The 18,229-nt window shown below is 58.1% G+C and carries 20 protein-coding genes; 14 read left to right on the forward strand and 6 right to left on the reverse strand.

Annotated features, from left to right (window positions below; translation table 11 throughout):
• The first annotated feature begins 107 nt into the window (after nt 1-107).
• The 7 genes from dapE (at nt 108) to JMN36_RS06245 (ending at nt 6,275) form a co-directional block, all read left to right on the forward strand.
• Complete coding sequence (dapE, locus tag JMN36_RS06215; protein ID WP_204088265.1) at nt 108-1,241, forward strand: succinyl-diaminopimelate desuccinylase; 1,134 nt, start codon at nt 108-110, stop codon at nt 1,239-1,241.
• 37 nt (nt 1,242-1,278) lie between these two features.
• On the forward strand, nt 1,279-2,226 hold the full coding sequence (locus JMN36_RS06220) for an LOG family protein (protein ID WP_412728569.1): 948 nt from the start codon (nt 1,279-1,281) through the stop codon (nt 2,224-2,226).
• A 124-nt stretch (nt 2,227-2,350) separates the two neighbouring features.
• On the forward strand, nt 2,351-3,163 hold the full coding sequence (folP, locus tag JMN36_RS06225; RefSeq protein WP_221924103.1) for a dihydropteroate synthase: 813 nt from the start codon (nt 2,351-2,353) through the stop codon (nt 3,161-3,163).
• A gap of 38 nt (nt 3,164-3,201) precedes the next feature.
• Nucleotides 3,202-3,783, forward strand: coding sequence for a DivIVA domain-containing protein (locus JMN36_RS06230; protein WP_204088266.1), 582 nt, complete (start codon nt 3,202-3,204; stop codon nt 3,781-3,783).
• Between the two features lie 133 nt (nt 3,784-3,916).
• Nucleotides 3,917-4,084 carry a DUF3117 domain-containing protein gene (locus JMN36_RS06235; RefSeq protein WP_012731287.1) on the forward strand — a complete coding sequence of 56 codons (168 nt, stop codon included), beginning with the start codon at nt 3,917-3,919 and terminating at the stop codon, nt 4,082-4,084.
• A gap of 76 nt (nt 4,085-4,160) precedes the next feature.
• Complete coding sequence (locus JMN36_RS06240; protein ID WP_204088267.1) at nt 4,161-5,033, forward strand: methyltransferase domain-containing protein; 873 nt, start codon at nt 4,161-4,163, stop codon at nt 5,031-5,033.
• 342 nt (nt 5,034-5,375) lie between these two features.
• Nucleotides 5,376-6,275 carry a MarR family winged helix-turn-helix transcriptional regulator gene (locus JMN36_RS06245; RefSeq protein WP_204088268.1) on the forward strand — a complete coding sequence of 300 codons (900 nt, stop codon included), beginning with the start codon at nt 5,376-5,378 and terminating at the stop codon, nt 6,273-6,275.
• A gap of 107 nt (nt 6,276-6,382) precedes the next feature.
• Here JMN36_RS06245 and glgA read toward each other — a convergent pair whose 3' ends face one another.
• Nucleotides 6,383-7,561 (reverse strand): glycogen synthase, encoded by a 1,179-nt coding sequence (glgA, locus tag JMN36_RS06250; protein WP_204088269.1) that lies wholly within the window; start codon nt 7,559-7,561, stop codon nt 6,383-6,385.
• A gap of 113 nt (nt 7,562-7,674) precedes the next feature.
• Here glgA and glgC point away from each other — a divergent pair, with 113 nt between their 5' ends.
• Nucleotides 7,675-8,910: a glucose-1-phosphate adenylyltransferase gene (gene glgC / locus JMN36_RS06255; protein WP_012731291.1), complete on the forward strand. Its 1,236-nt coding sequence runs from the start codon at nt 7,675-7,677 to the stop codon at nt 8,908-8,910.
• A gap of 9 nt (nt 8,911-8,919) precedes the next feature.
• On the opposite strand, the gene JMN36_RS06260 is transcribed toward glgC, so the two are convergent.
• The gene (locus JMN36_RS06260) at nt 8,920-9,576 is read right to left on the reverse strand and encodes an O-methyltransferase (RefSeq protein ID WP_204088270.1); all 657 of its coding nucleotides are present in this window, start codon (nt 9,574-9,576) and stop codon (nt 8,920-8,922) included.
• Between the two features lie 313 nt (nt 9,577-9,889).
• On the opposite strand from JMN36_RS06260, the gene sigE reads away from it, so the two are divergent.
• From sigE to JMN36_RS06275, 3 genes are all read left to right on the forward strand, one after another.
• Nucleotides 9,890-10,474 carry an RNA polymerase sigma factor SigE gene (gene sigE, locus JMN36_RS06265; protein ID WP_204088271.1) on the forward strand — a complete coding sequence of 195 codons (585 nt, stop codon included), beginning with the start codon at nt 9,890-9,892 and terminating at the stop codon, nt 10,472-10,474.
• Between the two features lie 117 nt (nt 10,475-10,591).
• Nucleotides 10,592-11,149 carry an anti-sigma factor family protein gene (locus JMN36_RS06270; protein ID WP_204088272.1) on the forward strand — a complete coding sequence of 186 codons (558 nt, stop codon included), beginning with the start codon at nt 10,592-10,594 and terminating at the stop codon, nt 11,147-11,149.
• Between the two features lie 81 nt (nt 11,150-11,230).
• The gene (locus JMN36_RS06275; RefSeq protein ID WP_204088273.1) at nt 11,231-11,908 is read left to right on the forward strand and encodes a twin-arginine translocase TatA/TatE family subunit; all 678 of its coding nucleotides are present in this window, start codon (nt 11,231-11,233) and stop codon (nt 11,906-11,908) included.
• A gap of 40 nt (nt 11,909-11,948) precedes the next feature.
• Here the strand turns inward: JMN36_RS06275 and JMN36_RS06280 are convergent, their stop codons facing one another.
• The 3 genes from JMN36_RS06280 to JMN36_RS06290 are packed head-to-tail and all read right to left on the reverse strand — an operon-like array spanning nt 11,949 to nt 15,167.
• The gene (locus JMN36_RS06280; RefSeq protein WP_204088274.1) at nt 11,949-13,085 is read right to left on the reverse strand and encodes an Mrp/NBP35 family ATP-binding protein; all 1,137 of its coding nucleotides are present in this window, start codon (nt 13,083-13,085) and stop codon (nt 11,949-11,951) included.
• Nucleotides 13,086-13,097: 12 nt separating this feature from the next.
• Nucleotides 13,098-13,685, reverse strand: coding sequence for a DUF1003 domain-containing protein (locus JMN36_RS06285; RefSeq protein WP_204088275.1), 588 nt, complete (start codon nt 13,683-13,685; stop codon nt 13,098-13,100).
• A 21-nt stretch (nt 13,686-13,706) separates the two neighbouring features.
• Nucleotides 13,707-15,167: a magnesium transporter MgtE N-terminal domain-containing protein gene (locus JMN36_RS06290; protein WP_236881632.1), complete on the reverse strand. Its 1,461-nt coding sequence runs from the start codon at nt 15,165-15,167 to the stop codon at nt 13,707-13,709.
• Between the two features lie 55 nt (nt 15,168-15,222).
• On the opposite strand from JMN36_RS06290, the gene JMN36_RS06295 reads away from it, so the two are divergent.
• The gene (locus tag JMN36_RS06295; RefSeq protein WP_204088276.1) at nt 15,223-15,744 is read left to right on the forward strand and encodes a general stress protein; all 522 of its coding nucleotides are present in this window, start codon (nt 15,223-15,225) and stop codon (nt 15,742-15,744) included.
• Between the two features lie 17 nt (nt 15,745-15,761).
• On the opposite strand, the gene JMN36_RS06300 is transcribed toward JMN36_RS06295, so the two are convergent.
• The gene (locus JMN36_RS06300; protein WP_204088277.1) at nt 15,762-16,934 is read right to left on the reverse strand and encodes a magnesium and cobalt transport protein CorA; all 1,173 of its coding nucleotides are present in this window, start codon (nt 16,932-16,934) and stop codon (nt 15,762-15,764) included.
• Between the two features lie 132 nt (nt 16,935-17,066).
• On the opposite strand from JMN36_RS06300, the gene JMN36_RS06305 reads away from it, so the two are divergent.
• Both JMN36_RS06305 and JMN36_RS06310 read left to right on the forward strand, forming a co-directional pair.
• Nucleotides 17,067-17,396 carry a hypothetical protein gene (locus JMN36_RS06305; protein WP_012731301.1) on the forward strand — a complete coding sequence of 110 codons (330 nt, stop codon included), beginning with the start codon at nt 17,067-17,069 and terminating at the stop codon, nt 17,394-17,396.
• Nucleotides 17,397-17,415: 19 nt separating this feature from the next.
• The gene (locus JMN36_RS06310) at nt 17,416-18,198 is read left to right on the forward strand and encodes a type 1 glutamine amidotransferase family protein (protein WP_204088278.1); all 783 of its coding nucleotides are present in this window, start codon (nt 17,416-17,418) and stop codon (nt 18,196-18,198) included.
• Nucleotides 18,199-18,229 lie beyond the last annotated feature (31 nt).

The raw sequence follows: 18,229 nt of genomic DNA on the forward strand, positions 1-18,229 counted from the left end.
ATAGCCGGTTCGTTACTCAGGGGTGACCACGGCGTCGGTCAAGCACGGGAATCCCGCGCGAATACATCGCGCATGCGCGTGTCCGCCCCGGCGGTTAGTCTGGTGGCGTGATTGACCTGACTCAGCACCCTATTGATCTCACCAGGGCGCTCGTTGATATTGAGAGTGTCTCTAAGAATGAAAAAAATATTGCCGACGCCGTCGAGGCAGCGTTGCGAGCCGTTGCTGCGTCCGCCAACGAGGCGAATAGCATAACGGTTGAGCGTTTTAATAACACCGTGATGGCCAAAACCTACCGCGGTTTGCCGTCGCGTGTGGTGTTGGCAGGCCACCTGGACACTGTGCCGATTGCCGACAACGTTCCCTCCACGCGGGGCACGGACAAGGACGGCCGCGATACACTCTTCGGTTGTGGAACGGTCGATATGAAGTCGGGCAATGCGGTGTTCCTCCACGCCTTTGCCCAATTAGCCGAGTCACCAGACCTGACCCGCGACATGACGATCATCATGTATGAGGCGGAGGAAATCGCGGCCACAGAAAATGGGCTAAGGAAACTAGCTGAACATTCCCCCGAGTGGTTGCAGGGCGATATCGCCATCTTGGGCGAGCCCTCGGGTGCCGTGATCGAGGCGGGGTGCCAAGGCAGTGTCCGCGTCAAAGTGACCGCCTTGGGGGAGCGCGCCCACTCGGCCCGATCGTGGCTGGGGGACAATGCCATGCACAAGCTGGCCCCGGTCATCGCGCGCGCTGCCTCCCATGATGGGGACAAAATCGTTGAGATCGACGGCTTGGAGTACCACGAGGGCTTCAACATCGTGATGTGCGAATCGGGAGTGGCGACGAACACGATCCCCGACGAGGCGTGGATGTTCGTGAACTACCGTTTCGCGCCGGGAAAATCGACGCAGCAAGCGTTGGATGAGACCTTCGCGATTATCGGCGTCGGCACTCCCGATAATTCGGAACCTGGTTTCCGCCTTGATATCGATGACGAATCGCCGGGTGCGCTACCGGGCTTGCACCATGCCGCCGCTGCTGAACTCATTGACGTGACCGGTGGGAATGTGCGCGCGAAGTATGGGTGGACGGACGTTGCCCGCTTTGCTGCGATGGGGATTCCCGCGGTGAATTTTGGCCCGGGTGATCCGGCCTTTGCTCATAAAAAAGATGAGCAGTGCCCGGTAGAGATGATTACCGACGTATCAGATCAGATCATGGCTTATCTGACGAGTAAGTGACGGGAAGGACAGCACGATGGGGCGGAAGACATCCCGCATGATGGGCGGGAAGGACGACGATCGAGGCCATCTGCGGTTCCGCGGCCCAGTGGTGTTTCGCGACCGCGGCGGTAAAGCGCATGACCACACGCACGCACGATCCACCACCGACCAGCGCCTTTTGGACGTTCAGAAGGATGCGGACTGGCTGCACACCGATCCGTGGCGTGTCCTGCGTATCCAAAGTGAGTTCGTCGAAGGATTCGGCGCTCTGGCCGAGATTCCCCGTGCGGTCACCGTATTTGGTTCGGCACGTGCTGAAGTCGATTCGCCGTACTATAAGAAGGGCGTCGAGGTCGGTCGCGCGCTGCATGAAGCCGGGTACGGCGTCATTACCGGCGGTGGCCCGGGGCTGATGGAAGCGGCGAATCGTGGTTGCGCGGAGGCCGGTGGATTGTCCATTGGCTTGGGTATTGAGCTTCCTCATGAGCAGAACTTGAATGCCTGGGTCAATCTTGGTTTGAATTTCCGCTACTTCTTCGTCCGCAAGACAATGTTCTTGAAATATTCCCAGGCATTCGTGTGCCTTCCGGGTGGTTTCGGGACGATGGACGAGCTGTTCGAAGCCCTGGTTCTAGTCCAAACCGGGAAGGTGACTCGATACCCCATTGTGCTGATCGGGACTGAGTTCTGGTCGGGCTTGGTGGACTGGATTCGGGATCGCCTGATTAGTGAAAAGATGGTGTCGCCCGACGACCCAGATCTCTTCCTCGTGACGGATGACGTCGAGGAGGCCGTGGGCTACATTACGACGAAGCACGAAGGCTTTGTGGAGGAATTGGGGCGTCGGTTAGAGGAAAACAGTCTTTCCCATTCGCAGCGGGCTGGAATTTTGCGCAGTGTAGGGAAGCTCGCTGAGGACGGCGATGCGTCCAGCTCGGAGCCGTCTACCGGCGATGCGTCTGACCAAGACCCCTCTGATGGTGGCTCCTCCCGTGACGCATAATCATCGTGGTGCCGAGCCCGATCACGGGGAGTCGGATTCCGCCACCACCCAAGGGGTGAGTAACGCGTCGGACCCTGGAGACCGCCCCCGCAGTTTTTACCAATCTAGCGCTTTACCAGCGATGATGGCGATCGTTAACCGCACTCCCGACTCTTTTTATGACAAGGGAGCAACGTTTACCGACGAGGCAGCCCTGGCACGGGTGAGAAGGTGCGTCGACGCCGGTGCTGAGATCATTGACATCGGTGGCGTTAAAGCGGGCCGGGGTGATCCGGTCTCGATCGCCGAGGAGATCGATAGGGTAGTGCCCTTCGTTGCTGCTGTGCGTGAGGAATTCCCCTCGGTTCACATCAGCGTGGATACCTATCGTGCCCCCGTCGGGGAGGCCGCGATTACCGCTGGTGCGGACCTGATTAACGATACGTGGGCGGGGGCAGACCCCGAGCTCGTCGAAGTCGCTGGTCATTATCACCGGGGCTATGTGTGTTCGCACACGGGAGGGATGGAGCCGCGCACGTTGCCGCGTCGTGTTCATTATGACCACCTAGTCGGGGACGTTATCCGCTCCACGACACAGCGCGCAGAACATGCGGTGAACTGCGGCGTTCCCGAGGATAAAGTCCTCATCGACCCAACCCACGACTTCGGGAAGAACACTTTCCATAGTTTGGCGTTGGTGCGTCATGCTCGGGATCTCGTGTCGACGGGGTGGCCGGTGCTCATGGCCCTATCGAATAAGGACTTCGTGGGAGAAACCGTCGGGCGTCCGGTGGATCAGCGATTGGCAGGTACCCTGGCGGCAACTGCCCTGGCAGCGGCCCAGGGCGTGTCCGTATTTCGTGTTCACGAGGTGGCCGAGAACCTCGATGCGTGCCGCATGGCATTGGCAGTGCAAGGCATTATTCCGCCGTATGCGACGACTCGCGGTGTGGAGTGAGAACATATCGAACGCGCGGCAATCAGTAGACTATGCACGTGCTGTATTGGATTGTGACCCTCATTGTCCTCATCGTTGTCTCTGCCGGTTTGTGGTGGGTGTTCTCCTCCTTGTTCGGCCGGGGAGAAGAATTAGGCCCCGCCGAACGCCCTGATGAGCGGAAAGACTTAGAGCTCGGCGCCACCGTTGGCCCCGATGAATTGTCGACGATGCGCTTTTCCTTGTCCTTCCGTGGTTATTCCCCGCGCGAAGTTGATATGGCGCTGCAACGCGCCAGGGAGCACATGATCGAGCTGGAGCACGACCGCGATCGCTATCGACGTCGTGCCGATGACGCAGAAGAACAGTTGAAGGCCTCGGGTGCGGGCACGGCGTCCAGCAACGACGTGGACGCTGCCGAGAGTACAGCGAAGGCAGGAAGTGCAACCGTGGGACTCCATCCGGACGAGGCCCGCTCTACGCATGGATCAGCTGCAGCTGCAGATCATGGAGAGGTGTCACAGTCCGGGGACACACACGTCGACGATCATCACCGGAACTCCGCGCACCAGCACTCCGCGAAGACGAACCGTGCTCAGGGGAAGCGGAAGAAAAAGCGCAAGAAATCGAAGCGTCGGTAACAACGTCGGCAGTGGCATCGGGGGAGGTAGGAGCACGGCTGCAGAGGCCCGGATTGGCGGTTGTCGCAACGCTTTCGGGAAAACAGGGCTACTCTGGAGTTATCAAGCTTTTTATAGTGAAGGGATTTCGCCCATGGCAGCAATGAAGCCCCGGACCGGTGATGGCCCGATGGAAGCAGTTGAAGAAGGACGCAAGATTGTGATGCGTATTCCAACTGACGGTGGCGGCCGTTTGGTCGTCGAACTTAACCACGAGGAAGCCGGTGAGCTTGCCTCGGTATTATCAGAAGCTGCTGGTTAGGCACAGTAATCGCCCGATGTCTGGTGCGCTGGCTAGAGTAGAGTCCACACGTTATCGATTGAAGATGAGGTAGACCTTGCTCTCCGACGTTCTTGATGTTTTATCTGACCCCATCGACGGCTCTTCGCTCCACGATGGCGGTAATTTAGCCACCCTTGTCTCTGATACAGGCCATAGTTACGACGTTGCCCGCCAGGGGTATGTGTCCCTTGTGGGTGGCCGCGGCCTGAGGTATAAGGGCGATGACGCCTCGATGATTCAGGCCCGCGAAAAATTTCTTGCCAGTGGCCACTTTGGCCCATTCGTTGAGGCCGTGACGGGGAATGTACAGGATGTTCTCGATGATGCGGGGGTTGGTGATCATGAGCATCCTGTCGTCATGGAAGTGGGCGCGGGGACCGGCTATTACTTAGCCCACACACTCGACGCCGTTCCCGGTTCGCGCGGAATCGGAATTGACGTTTCCGTTCCTGCTGCTAAGCGCATCGCTGGCTGCCACCCTCGTGTGGGAGCTGTTATTGCTGACGCGTGGTCCAGGCTTCCCGTCAAAGATAAGTCGATCGACACGATTACGGTCGTTTTCGCGCCGCGTAACGCGGAAGAATTTGCGCGAGTTCTTACCGACGAAGGTCAAGTTGTTGTTTTGACAGCTGCGCCCGGTCATTTAGTTGAGCTTCGCGAGCCCCTTGGAATTATTGACGTTGAAAAGAACAAAGTTCACCGAATGATTCAGCAGGCGTCGGGGCACCTTACCCCTGATGGCGAGCCTGAAGAGGTTGAATTCGAGATGAATCTGGGCCGCGATGCTATTGAAGCTCAGGTGGGGATGAGTCCGTCTGCCCGTCATATTCGCCCGGAGGATTTAAAGGAGAGAATTGCGACCTTGCCGGACTCGATGACGGTCACTGCGCGCGCCACGGTGACGAGGCTAAAAAAGAACCATAGGTAGGTCCCCTTAACGGTCTTTGTGTGCTATGGTTAATTTTATTCAGGGGGGATACTCCAAAAGTACTGCCTGTAGCTGACACGTACTCGTGGAGTTCCTGGCTTTACAACAGGGCTCACGCACGGGTTCGTAAGAATATGTTGGGGGAGTCCGTTCTTAACCACAAAAAATTGGTTGCAGGTGTTAACAAAAAAGCTGCAAAAGCGAAATAATAAGTGAGGTTCCTCTAACCAAGGAACACGTACTATCGCACCTTCACTGATTCATGTGGTTGCTAGGTGGTCGCTTGATCGCGTCACCATGGCCCGCTGGGAGTCTCGCTGAACTCACTGACCATATCGAATCATGGAGGAACTTACTGACATGAAGTCTGTCACCGTTACTGCGCCACAATTTAATGGTCCTCGACATCAGATGTCCGATGACCCCTCAGTAGATGCAGCAGAAACTGCAGTTGTGGGGTACCCATTGAAGGACCCACGTGGTGCGGATGACGGGAAGCCTCTCAGTAAAGAAGCGATCAGTACGGCAATAGCACGTGGTACGACCGGGTGCGATGCGTCGTCCTTTGGCGCAGCTGCCGGAAGTGCCGCGTTGGACAGTAGCGTTTTGAGCACTATCGCGGAGAGTACAACCCTAACGATGAATCCTGACAATAGTAATTCTCATGAGACGTCGGTCGCAGGAGTCAACGGGCGCGCGGATTTGCGCCGTGGCACAGCTTCTGACGGCTTCGACGGACCCATCGTCCACGGCACGGTGAACTCATCAGTTGGATCGAGCATCTACGAACCAGGTTCGGCTGTTCCGTCCGACGCCTTGGAAACTCCTGCCTTTGCGGCAGAAGTTGCGATGATGTGTTCACGCGTCATTCGGACCGCACTGTACCGGGCGGGAATGGCCCCCTCGTCTGCTACGTGGAGAGTGGTCCGCTTCATTCAGAACAATGGCCCAGTCAGAATTTCCGACGTTGCCCGCCGCGAGCGGTCGACGATGGCGACAGTGTCCACACTGGTCAATCGCCTGGTCAAGCAGGGTCTGGTCAATAAGGAAAAAGATACTTCCGACGCACGCCAGTCGCTTCTGACGGTGACGCCTAAGGGGCGCAACTTGTGCAATGAGTGGCAGGATCGCTTGGGCGAAGCTGTGGCGGAAGATTTCGCGTCACTGTCGCTCGACGAACTGACAGTCCTGGCTGAAGCGCTCCCCGTGATGCGCAAGCTCGTCAGCGAAGGCGAGCGCTAACCCTAGCGTGAGCGCCCCGGCCCTTGCCTAGGGCCCGCCCTCAGGTACCGGGCCCACGTGGTGCTGTTCCACGTGGCGCGGGTCCACATGGTGTAGTTCGGGGGATCCTACATCAATGACCGGTACACATCGAGTGTCTGCTGTGCGATCGTCGACCAGCTAAATGTCGTGACGGCCCTCTCACGACCTGCCTTCGCCATTCGGCTCGCAAGGTCAGAGTCGCCGGCGATGCGATTGACCGCACTGGCCAGCCCTTCTTCGAACGCGCCGATATCGTCGGCATCGTAGTGGACCAGTTCACCCGTCTCACCGTCATTCACAACCTCAGGGATACCTCCCACATCAGAGGCGACGACGGCGGTATCGCACGCCATGGCCTCCAGGTTCACGATTCCCAGAGGCTCATAAATGGACGGGCACACGAAAACCGAGGCGGCGCTGAGGATCTCCTGCAGTGAGTCATGGGGGAGCATGTCGCGCACCCAGAACACACCGTCGCGAGTGGACTTCAACTCCTCGACCAGGTTGGCGATCTCAGCCTCAATTTCCGGAGTATCCGGTGCACCTGCACACAACACGAGCTGAATGTCCTCGTCGAAGTTGTGCGCGGCCTTCACCAGGTGGGCCACACCCTTCTGCCGTGTGATTCGTCCCACGAAAGCGACGATGGGCTTATCTTCGGCAACGCCCAGCTCAGCCAATATCGAGTGCTCCGCTTCGGCAAACGTCGGGCGAGGACGCCACAGCTTCGTGTCGATACCGTTGAGAACAACGTGAATGCGGTCCGGATCGATACGCGGATACGCATCCAGGATGGCGTCCTTCATTTTCCGCGAAACGGCGATCAGCCCATCGGCGTTTTCCATCGCGTTCTTCTCTGACCACGATGACACGTCATAGCCGCCGCCCAGCTGCTCACGTTTCCACGGCCGGTGCGGCTCCAGGGAGTGTGCCGTCGCCACATGGGGAATACCCTTGAGCAGCCCGGTCAGATGCCCACCAAGCCCCGCGTACCACGTGTGTGAATGGACAACATCAATATCTGATGCTGACGCCAGGTTCGCCATCCGTAGCCCCGTCGACAAGGTTTTGAGGGCAGGGTTAGCGTCGGCAAGAGCATCGTCGGAGTTGGACACGTACACATCGGCTTCGTCACGCGGCCCACCCATGCAGTGAACGTCGACATCGCACAGCTCGCGCAAATGCCGGGTGAGCTCGGCCACGTGGACACCGGCGCCACCGTAGATTTCCGGGGGATATTCTCGAGTCATCATCGCTACGCGCATGACTGTGAGCCTAGTCGGTCGGGGTGACACACTGCCTTCCGGCAAAGGCAACGGGGGAGAGAACAGGGGTACTTGTCCAGCATAAATAGCGAGGACTGAATAAATTAGTACCCATGAGGAGCCAACCACACGTCCTATCCATTGTCCTCGCGGGCGGCGAAGGGAAGCGACTCTTCCCCTTCACGGCCGACCGTGCCAAGCCAGCTGTTCCTTTTGGGGGTTCATATCGTTTAATTGACTTTGTCTTATCGAACTTGGTCAACGCCGGGTATATGAAGGTTTGCGTCTTAACCCAATACAAATCTCACTCACTTGACCGGCACATTTCGCAATCGTGGCAACTCTCCGGATTAGCGGGTGAATACATCACCCCAGTGCCCGCCCAGCAGCGGCTCGGGAAACGGTGGTTCACGGGTTCAGCAGACGCCATTTTGCAATCGCTCAACCTCATTTACGACGAAGATCCTGAATACATCATCGTGTTCGGCGCGGACCACGTGTACCGCATGGATCCCGAACAGATGGTGAAGGAACATATCGAGTCAGGAGCGGCGTGTTCCGTCGCCGGCATCCGTGTGCCGCGCAAAGAAGCAACCGCATTCGGCTGCATTCAAGCCGACGACGACGGCACGATTACGGAGTTCCTGGAGAAGCCAGCCGATCCGCCGGCGACCCCAGATGACCCCGACGTGACCTTCGCCTCCATGGGCAACTACGTCTTCACAACCCAGGCGTTAATCGATGCCCTGAAAGAGGATTCTGAAGACGAAAACTCAGCGCATGACATGGGCGGCAACATCATCCCGTATTTCGTGAACCGGGGCGAGGCGCACGTTCACGACTTTTCCCGCAATGTTGTGCCCGGGGAAACCGATCGTGACCACGGTTACTGGCGCGACGTCGGTACTGTCGACGCTTTCTATGAAGCCCATATGGACCTCATCAGCGTGTACCCTGTCTTTAACCTGTATAACCGCAAGTGGCCGATTCACACGTCTGACGACAGCAACTTGCCGCCGGCGAAATTCGTCAAAGGCGGAATTGCGCAGTCCTCCATCGTGGCTGCAGGGTGCATTATTTCCGCTGGAACCGTGCGTAATTCAGTTCTTGGGCCGGGCGTTGTTGTCGAAGAAGGCGCCAGCGTCGAGGGCTGTGTCCTGATGGATGGCGTACGCATCGGCAAAGGTGCTGTGGTTCGCCACGCCATTTTGGACAAGAACGTCCGCGTCGGAGATAACGCGCTCATTGGCGTGGATCGTGCTCGCGATTCTGAACGGTTCACACTGTCCCAGGGCGGTGTCGTGTGTGTCCCGAAGAATTACGAACTCCACGGCGCTGACGAGGATTAACAGCCGACGCTAGCTCGCCGGTGCGGCTTCGTTCCGCGAGATCAAAACCATCCCGGCACCCAGCGGTAGCCGGGAGAAGTAAATGTCCTCGCGGTCGCGGAGCGACTCGTCGAGACGGCGGGCCGCGGCGGTATCGCGGTCCTTTCGCGCAGGATTCGCGATCGTGCCGTCGAGAAGAATATCCGCGAGGATAATCAGCCCGCCTGGTTCGAGAAGTTCTAGAGCCTCGTCGACGAGGGTTGATGCGTCGGCCGGGGCAATTTCGGCGTAGATCAGGCTGTATGAGCGCGCTGCCAGCCGGGTCATGACCTCGAGTGGGCGCGAGGGGAGGAAACGGTATTGGTTGGAGCGAATGTTGGCCGCGGTGAATGCTTGGCGGGCAACACGCTGGTGGATTGCTTCCGTGTCAATGCAGGTCACATGACCGCTCGGGCCCATTCCCGCGAGGATGGCTAAGCCTGACACGCACGCGGAGGGGGAGACAACAACTGCCGATTTATCCCTGCAGTACGAGGAACTAATCGTCGTTAAAAACGACGCCGTGAGTTCGTCGGGAGCGGTGAGGCCGAGCTCGTCGGCGGCATCGCGCGCAAAGCCCATCGCGTCGGATTCGTCGGTGGTGGCGTTAATAAAGTCAGTCATCAGGTCAAGAGCAGAATCGGTCACGGTTATTCATGCTAGTGATAGAGACAGAGTAAAGGGTGTGGCTCGCCCATAACTGCGACAATGAAGCAGACATTCGTGGCTTTTCCTGCGGAAATGATTTACAATTCCCCTCGTGACATGCCCCGCGGGTTCGTGATTTCAGTGGTTTCACCTTCACAGGAATTTCCCAGGCGGAATTCATGCTTCGGAAACGAATGCATGTGACGGTTAAATCATGACACTGGCGGCAGGCGCTTTTCACCGTTCCGAACCGAATACACCTACTCGCACGACCTCAGCTTCCACAATCGACCCACATAAAGGCGATGATGTAATGGCTAACCACCCTGTGGGGAGCGAACCTCGCACTGGTACCGCAGCATTTGATGCTGGATCAGGGGAAATGCCTAGCTGGAGTGAGCTTGTTTCGGAGCACGCGGATGGTGTGTACCGCCTCGCTCTTCGTCTGAGTGGTAATACTCATGACGCTGAGGATCTGACCCAGGAAACGTTTATGAGGGTTTTCCGGTCGCTCAAACGGTACAAACCGGGAACATTCGAGGGCTGGCTCCACCGGATCACAACCAATTTGTTCCTGGACATGGTGCGTCGGCGTCAGACAATCCGAATGGAAGCACTGCCCGAGAACTATGATGCAGTGCCGGGGACACGGAATGACCCCGAGCAGTCCTATATCGACGCCAATATTGATCCGGAATTGCAAAAAGCCTTGGACTCGTTGCCGACCGATTACCGCGTTGCCGTCGTGCTTTGTGACGTTGTCGGCATGAGCTACGACGAAATAGCAGACACCTTAGGGATCAAAATGGGAACCGTGCGTAGCCGCATTCACCGCGGTCGTGCCCAGCTGAGGAAGAGTTTGCAGTCATCCGAAGGCATTTTGCACTACGTTGGGTAGAAAGAGATCATCGACGCATCCATCGTCGGAACATACCCTGACGGTGTCAGTGCTTCGTCGATAATTCGCGTGCTGAGCCTGGCCGGGCGAATTGTAGTGTGCAAGGGGTGATGTCCAATGGGCCGTTCGTCAAAGCCACGACAATTCTCTTCGATTGAGCATCTTTCAGAAGAAGCTGTGGCCGCATTTGTCGACGGCGAAATGCCCCCGCGTGCCCAACGTCGAGTTCTCCGCCACCTCGTACATTGTGAGGAATGTCGACGCGATGTCAAAGCCCAGCGCGATGCCGCCCAGCGCATGAGGGAAGCAGCTAACGAACCCGTCCACATGTCGACGGAACTCCTGCACAAGCTGGCTGCAATCCCGACCAACTGTGACCCGCAGAATCCCAGCGGGTCGCCAGCGAAAGCCGGACACCAGCGCCAGGGAAAGAAAGCTCAGGCCACAAGCGGCGATCATGACAATGCCGATTCCCACCGCTCCGATGGATATGGGGAAGGCGACGAACTGAGCGACCTACGGCACGACAATGCGTTGAGCGCGGCGAAAAGTGCTGCCTTTGGGGTGATGCGCACCGTCGAGAACGGGGCGATGAGCGCCATGGACACGGTCGGTGAATACGCTGACCAGTTACGATGCGCATGGAAAGATCGCAGTAATTCACCAAAACGCTGACGGATCACCAACCTGACAGGCCGGCAGGGGTCTCGTCGTCAATCCGCCGTCCCATTTGCCAAGCTCTGTACAATATCTGACGTGTTCTCAAGTATCGGTTGGATGGAAGTCATCATCATTGTGGTGGTGGGCTTCCTCATCATCGGTCCCGACCGTTTACCAGGCGTTATGAAGGAAATCCGTGCGGTCCGGCTGGCCATTAAAAACGCCGTCGCAGATGCGCGGAAACAAATCGACGGTGAACTAGGCGAGGATCTCCGAGAATTCAGCGAGCCGATCAAAGAATTTAGCGAACCCCTCCGGCAATTCAATTCGTACCGATCAATGGGGGCGAAGGGATTCATCGCCAAAACCCTCTTCGACGACGACACCACCGATCTTGATGCGACGAAAGACGCGATCGATAAGCCCTTGCAGACCATGAGGACGACCACCCCGCAGCGGGCTATCCAAGACTATTTCGCCGCTGACAAGCCCTCCTCGACGAAGACTGCTGACGACAACACGTCGACGGCGAAGCCTGGCGCGGGATCCCGAGCATCGGGTACCTCAGGGGAAAACCAAAACCAGGGTAGTGCCGGTAGTGACGTAGCGAGTTCCCACTCGGGTTCGCAGAGTCGTGAGGGTAGCCAAGGTACGACAACAGCGGAGCCGGGAACATCCTCCGCTGAACCCGCTCACGAAGAATCGCAGACACAATCCAATGACGCTAAGAAGCCGGTGTACGGCTCCTGGAGTGGGTTTGACGAGGTCCTCTAGTTTTTCTTAACACTCCGGAGCACCGGGCCCCAGCACCTCGCTACGGCGTCACTCCGAGGCCCAGCGACTTACCCGCCAAAGACGTCCGACGGTGAGTGAGCTGGTCTGCGATGGCGTTCAGCGCCGCACCAGTTTCAGAATCGGGTGACGAAATGGCGATCGGTTCGCCACCGTCGCCACCCTCGCGCAACGCGGGATCAAGAGGAACCTGCCCCATCAGCGGCACTTCAGTCCCCGTAATCCGGGACAGCCGGTCAGCGACAATCTCGCCGCCGCCTTCGCCGAAGATCTCGTTGTGTGAGCCATCAGGCATCACGAAGTAGCTCATGTTTTCGATAACACCGGCGATGCGCTGTTGAGTTTGCTGCGAGATGGACCCTGCCCGCTCAGCGACTTCAGCCGCGGCCATCTGTGGCGTCGTCACAATGAGGAGTTCGGCATTCGGAATGAGCTGGGCAACGGTAATCGCAATATCGCCGGTGCCGGGGGGCAGATCGAGAAGCAGAACATCAAGATCGCCCCAAAAAACGTCGGCAAGGAACTGCTGGATAGCGCGGTGCAGCATGGGGCCGCGCCACACGATAGGGGAGTTGCCTTCAATAAAGTGGCCGATGGAGATCATCTTGATGCCATGTGCCTGCGGCGGCATGATCATGTCGTCCACCTGGTAGGGGCGGTCGTCGGAGCCCAACATTCCGGGGATCGAGTGGCCGTAAATATCGGCATCAAGCACCCCGACATTCAGCCCCTTCGCGGCCAGCGCAGTGGCAATATTGACAGTCATCGACGACTTACCGACGCCACCCTTGCCAGAGGCCACAGCGTACACACGCGTGTGGCAATCAGGCTTGCTAAACGGAATTTCCGGCTCGTCGACGCCACCGCGGGCCTTTTTCCTCAACTCGTGGCGTTGCTCGTCGTTCATGACATCCGTGGTGACGGTGACGTTGCCGACACCCTCGATGCCCTCGATCGCCGCGCGAGAGTCGTCGACAAGCTTATTTTTCATGGGGCAACCGGCGATGGTGAGATAAATCTCCGCCGAAACATCAGCGCCGTCGACGGCTACCGATTTCACCATGCCTAAATCGGTGAGCGGCATGCCGATATCGGGGTCTTTGACCTGGGCTAATGCGTCGCGAACAGTGGATTCGGTGATAGTAGATTCAGATGCCATAACGCCACCATCCTACGACGACTCATTGTGTTGGCCGCTAGGGCTGTCCAGTCCCGCGCGACGCTCATCATCACCCATGTATTCCAGGTCCACCGGCGCATCCGCGGCAGCGTCATCCAGGCGGCCCTCAATGCGCTGCAGAACGGTGGTGAGGTCCTCGAGCTCGTGGCGCAGGTAGTCGCGGGTCACCGTTTCTCCCAGGGCGATACGAACCCCGGCGAGCTCGCGTGCCAAGAATTCCGTGTCCGCCTTGGTTTGAGCAGCACGGCGTCGGTCCTCATTCAGCGTGACGCGGTCGCGGTCATCCTGGCGGTTCTGCGCCAACAAAATCAGGGGAGCTGCGTAGGCCGCCTGCGTGGAAAAGGCGAGGTTGAGCAGGATGAATGGGTACGGGTCCCAGTTCCACCACATTCCACCAATGTTTAGGAGGATCCAGGCCGTCACGATGATGGTCTGCCAGCCTAAATATTTACCGGTCCCGAGGAAACGAGCAACCTTTTCTGCAGCAACACCGACCGCATCACCATCCATCGACAGTAACGAGCGGCGCTTAGCGCAGACCGGAGTGTCCAGGTCAGTTCGAGCAAACGAATCAGCCATATAATAAGCCCCTCTCGTGGGTTAGTTTGAGTGAGAATTCCCTGCCGACGGACCCTGCGGAGTGGATCCCTGTTGGCGGTCCCGTCGCCGCTCACCGGCTTTCTTCACGATGACCGACCCCGCCTTCTGAGCACGGGAACTACGGGCGGGGGCACCGTGGGCTCCAGCAGCGCGCCCCAACGTGCCAGCCTGGTGGCCCGATGATCCCGCCTCAGGGCGGATTTCCTGCTCACGCCACCCCTCGGGGAGGAGGTGATCCAGCAAATCGTCCACTGCAACGGCACCGAGCAGGTGATTGTCCTCGTCCAGGACCGGACCACACACCAGGTTGTAGGTAGCAAAGTATCGGGCAGCCGTCTCGTGGGTGTCGTCGGCAAAAAGTGGGGGAAGATCCGGGTCCAAAATACTGGAGACCAAGGTCGACGGCGCTTCACGCAAGAGCTTCTGGATGTGAACCGTGCCCAGGTACTTACCCGTCGGCGTTGCCTTCGGAGGGCGCACCACGTACACCATCGAGCTTAACGACGTCGACAAATCAGGGTTACGAGCATGAGCAAGAGCTTCAGCCACTGTGGCCTGCGGAGTCAAAATGATCGGCTCCGATGTCATCAAGCCACCCACGGTCTCTGGGGAGAAACTCATCAGTCGGCGGACAGGCTCTGATTCCTCCGGATCCATCAGCTCAAGGAGGACATCAGCCTTATCATCAGGCATCTCGCCCAGGAGGTCCGCGGCGTCATCGGGATCCATCTCTTCTAACACGTCGGCGGCACGCTCGATGTCGAACGTTTCCAAGACCCCCATTTGCTCGTCCTCAGGAAGCTCCTGGAGGATATCGGCCAGGCGGGCATCTTCCAGCTCAGAGGCCACATTATTCCGTGTGGTGCTGGGAAGGTCATGCAGGATTTGAGCAATGTCGGCGGGGCGCATGTCGTCGAATTCCGCGAGGATTTCCGCCGTTGCATCAGCAGGACCCGCACCGGAGACGGATAAACCATGAACATGGTTCCACTCCACTACTGACAGAGGTGGCCGACGGCCGAAACGGTTGCGCTCCTTAGACACCGCCACGCGGCTGATAATCCAGTCACGGGTACGCGACTTCTCGATCTCCACATCCGCGATATCCACCGGGCGACCATGCAGATCCTCATGCTCAGGATCGTCGATGTGGATCTTGGAGCCCACTAACTCGGACATGACGCGCAATTCACCGGCGCGGGATTGGTACGGTCGAAGGTTGACAGAACCTGAAACAAGGGTGATTTCCCGCGGATCGATTGACGCGACGCGAAGCATAGGGACGAAGATCTGTCTGTTTTGCGCAGCAACTTGAACAACTAGGCCAATCGTGCGGGAAGCCATGCCACGGGGCCGGATGGTGACGACGATATCGCGTACGCGACCAATCGATTCACCATCGGGGCCAAGGACAACCATTCCCGCTAGGCGACCAGCAAAAACTCGATTCACGGCACTCACGTCCGACAGTGTACTGGGTGTTTACCTCATAGCCGTATTTCAGTAGGCTAAGGGCATGACTACACCCTCTGCCTCAGGTTTCGGTGCCACCATGGGCGCACAAGGTTCCCAAGGGCTACCGCAACGCCCCGAAGGATGGCCCATCGGTAGCTTCGAGGATTACGAATCTGCACAACACGCGGTGGATTCTCTCTCTGATGAGGAAGATTTCCCGGTGGATGACATCACCATCGTCGGCGTGAACTTGATGCAGGTTGAACGTGTCACATCACGCTTGTCATGGGGCAAGGTGCTCTCTGGCGGTGCGATCTCAGGCGCGTGGATGGGTGTTTTCTTCGGCCTCCTCGTCGGATTATTTACCAACGAGTTTCTTGGTCCCCTGGCGTTGGGTGCAGCAATGGGTGCCCTCTTCGGCCTGATTTCTGTCGCTATTCCGTATGGTGCGATGAAGGGACGCCGAGATTTTGCGTCGACGACGCAGATCGTCGCGGGCCGATACGACGTTCTGAGTAAACCCCGGTCAGCGCAACGTGGCCGCGAGATTTTGTCGCGCAAAAACTGGTCAAGCAGGAAGTAAGAGGTGTGGCGTAGCCCTCACAGCCACTTGTTTCGTCGGAAAATGAGCCACAAACCGACACACGCGGAGAACATGACAATGAGCACGATAAAGTACCCGTCGGCCCAATGTGTCTCCGGCATGTTGTCAAAGTTCATGCCGTAAATACCGGCGATCAACGTCGGAACCGCCGCCATCGCAGCCCACGCCGATATCTTCCTCATATCCGTATTCTGCTGCAGCGACACCTTGGCGACGGCGGAATCGAGCAGCGTCGACAGGCGTTCGTCGTAACTAATGATCCGATCGGCCGCAATGGTGTGGTGATCCAGGATGTCCCCATACAACGACCGAACACTCTTGCCCGCGGTCCCTTTGGTCACCGTCAGCGTTTTGAGAACTGCGGTCATGGGGTCGAGGGCATGCCGCATCTCAAGGTTCTCTCGCTTGAGCATGTAAATCGGCTCAATATGCACGGGCGAATCCGGGATAAACACCTGGTCTTCCATGGTGTCAACCTTCTCCTCGAGTTCCTCCGCAATGTGGAGGTAATCGTCGACAAGCCAGTCCAAATGGGCATACGCCACCGACGCCGGCCCGACCGACGTCAGCTGAGGCGAACGCTCAAGGCGTTGCCGAACATTGTCGGGAATAGGCTCGTCGCCGTGTCGGATAGTGAGGACGAAATCCTTGCCCCGGATGATGTGTAGCTCATTGGTCTCAATGAACTCGTTCGTACTATCGACGGGGGAGGGGTCGTAATGAACCGTGCGCGCGACGATGAAAACATAATCGCCCAGGATCTCGAGCTTCGGGCGCTGGCGGGCTTTCACGATGTCCTCCACCGTCAAGGAATGGAGGTGGAACAGACGCGCAATCGGCTCCATATGCTCCATGGTGGGAGAGACCAGCGATACCCAGACGAACGCCCGTGGGGTAGGTTCCTCCTCGGAGTGTGAGGTGTGGGGATCGGATGAACCGTGCTGGTTTTCCTGGTGAACACGGTCCAGAGCCGACGCAATGGTGAAGGGACCATCGACTTTGCGTCCCTCAACGAAAACCGCGCACCGCGCCACGGGATGGTGCGAGGGCTCGGGGGAATGAGTGGCGTCGGTGGTGTTGATAATCCAGTCCGGCGCGTTCATCACGGCTTCATGTTCCACAGCCCGAACTAGCTCACCGGTGTCGGGGTAGTCATCATTCCGAGGCATAGTTACTTATGCTACCGAGCGCCGGTGAGAAAACCTCACCACCTTGTCTCGTGCGGGTCGTCACTCGAGGGGTTGCGGGCCCAAGACGAGCCGTAGGTTGGTTTAGCGGCCGGGTTGGCTAAACTCGAGACGATGGTCGGACAGTATGACGTTGCGGAAACGCGGCAGTGGTATCAGAAAACTCGGGTCACCCCTCTCGTGTCGTTGATTCGCGGCATAGCCGCAGGGTTGGCGTCGGGAATGGTGCTGGCTACGGTGGTCTTAATCGTGGTCCAGCTGGTGCCGAGCACTGATTGGACAACACATGGGGGACAAATGGTCGTTGCCCATGCTGTGAGCGCGGTCGTGTCCGTTCTCATGGTTCACCGCGCGGACCGCTCGAGGAGTCTTGGGGCGGCGCTCTGGTCGGTGGGAGCGCTGGTCATTATTGCAATTGTTCTGTGGTGGATGTGGTGGTCATAGCATGAAAAGAGTCACCAGAATGACAAAGAGCGTTACCGCCAGTGTGGTGGCAGCCCTTGCGCTCAGCGGCCTGACATCATGCCATGTCACGGCAGATTTTGGCGACGACGATGGTCACTCAGGGAGTTCGTCAACCGCGGTCTCCACTGTGCAAAAGCTGCCCTACACCGACACCGACCCCGTGCTGATCTCGGCAGCCGTCGGGAAATACGACGACATTACCGCCGCGCTTTATGACCAGGTGTTCGACACAACCAACGCTGGGCGCCCAACGCCGCGAAAAGCCAAAACGCAGGCGTCGGAAGATAATGTGCAGGACGCGATTGAGTCCGTGCGCGCCGGGAAAAATACGCTCGTCCTGGTGTGCGCGGGTGATTTGCTGAACTATCTGGATAAGAATGCGGCCAGCAAGGTCCTCGACCAGATGAAGAAGAATGTCCGGCAGGGCAAAGCCCCGGGCAATACGATAGGCAAGGTGTGGGAGAAAATTGCGGAATCTCTGCCGTCTGATATCAGCGTGACGGATGCGTCGAATGCGCAGTGTTCCACGGAGACGGAGACGCGGAACGCCAGTAGTGATACCCCCGAGGACGAGGTCACGCTCCCGCAGAACATCGTGCCGGTGTATCTCAAGCCCACGATGAGCACGGAAGATCGGCGTTCTCTTACGTGGGTATCAGGTAACCTTGGTTCGACCCGCGACCTGGATAAGCTCTACAAGAAAGCGGAATCTGCGCCCGCTGACCGTGTGGCGAAGAACTATCTGCAATCACAAGGGCTGGCATTTTCCAAAGAAGACTAAGCGCTTCCGCAGCTGGTAGGCGCTTCCCGCG

This window comes from Corynebacterium pseudokroppenstedtii (assembly GCF_019754945.1).
In the GTDB taxonomy this organism is placed as follows: Bacteria; Actinomycetota; Actinomycetes; order Mycobacteriales; family Mycobacteriaceae; genus Corynebacterium; species Corynebacterium pseudokroppenstedtii.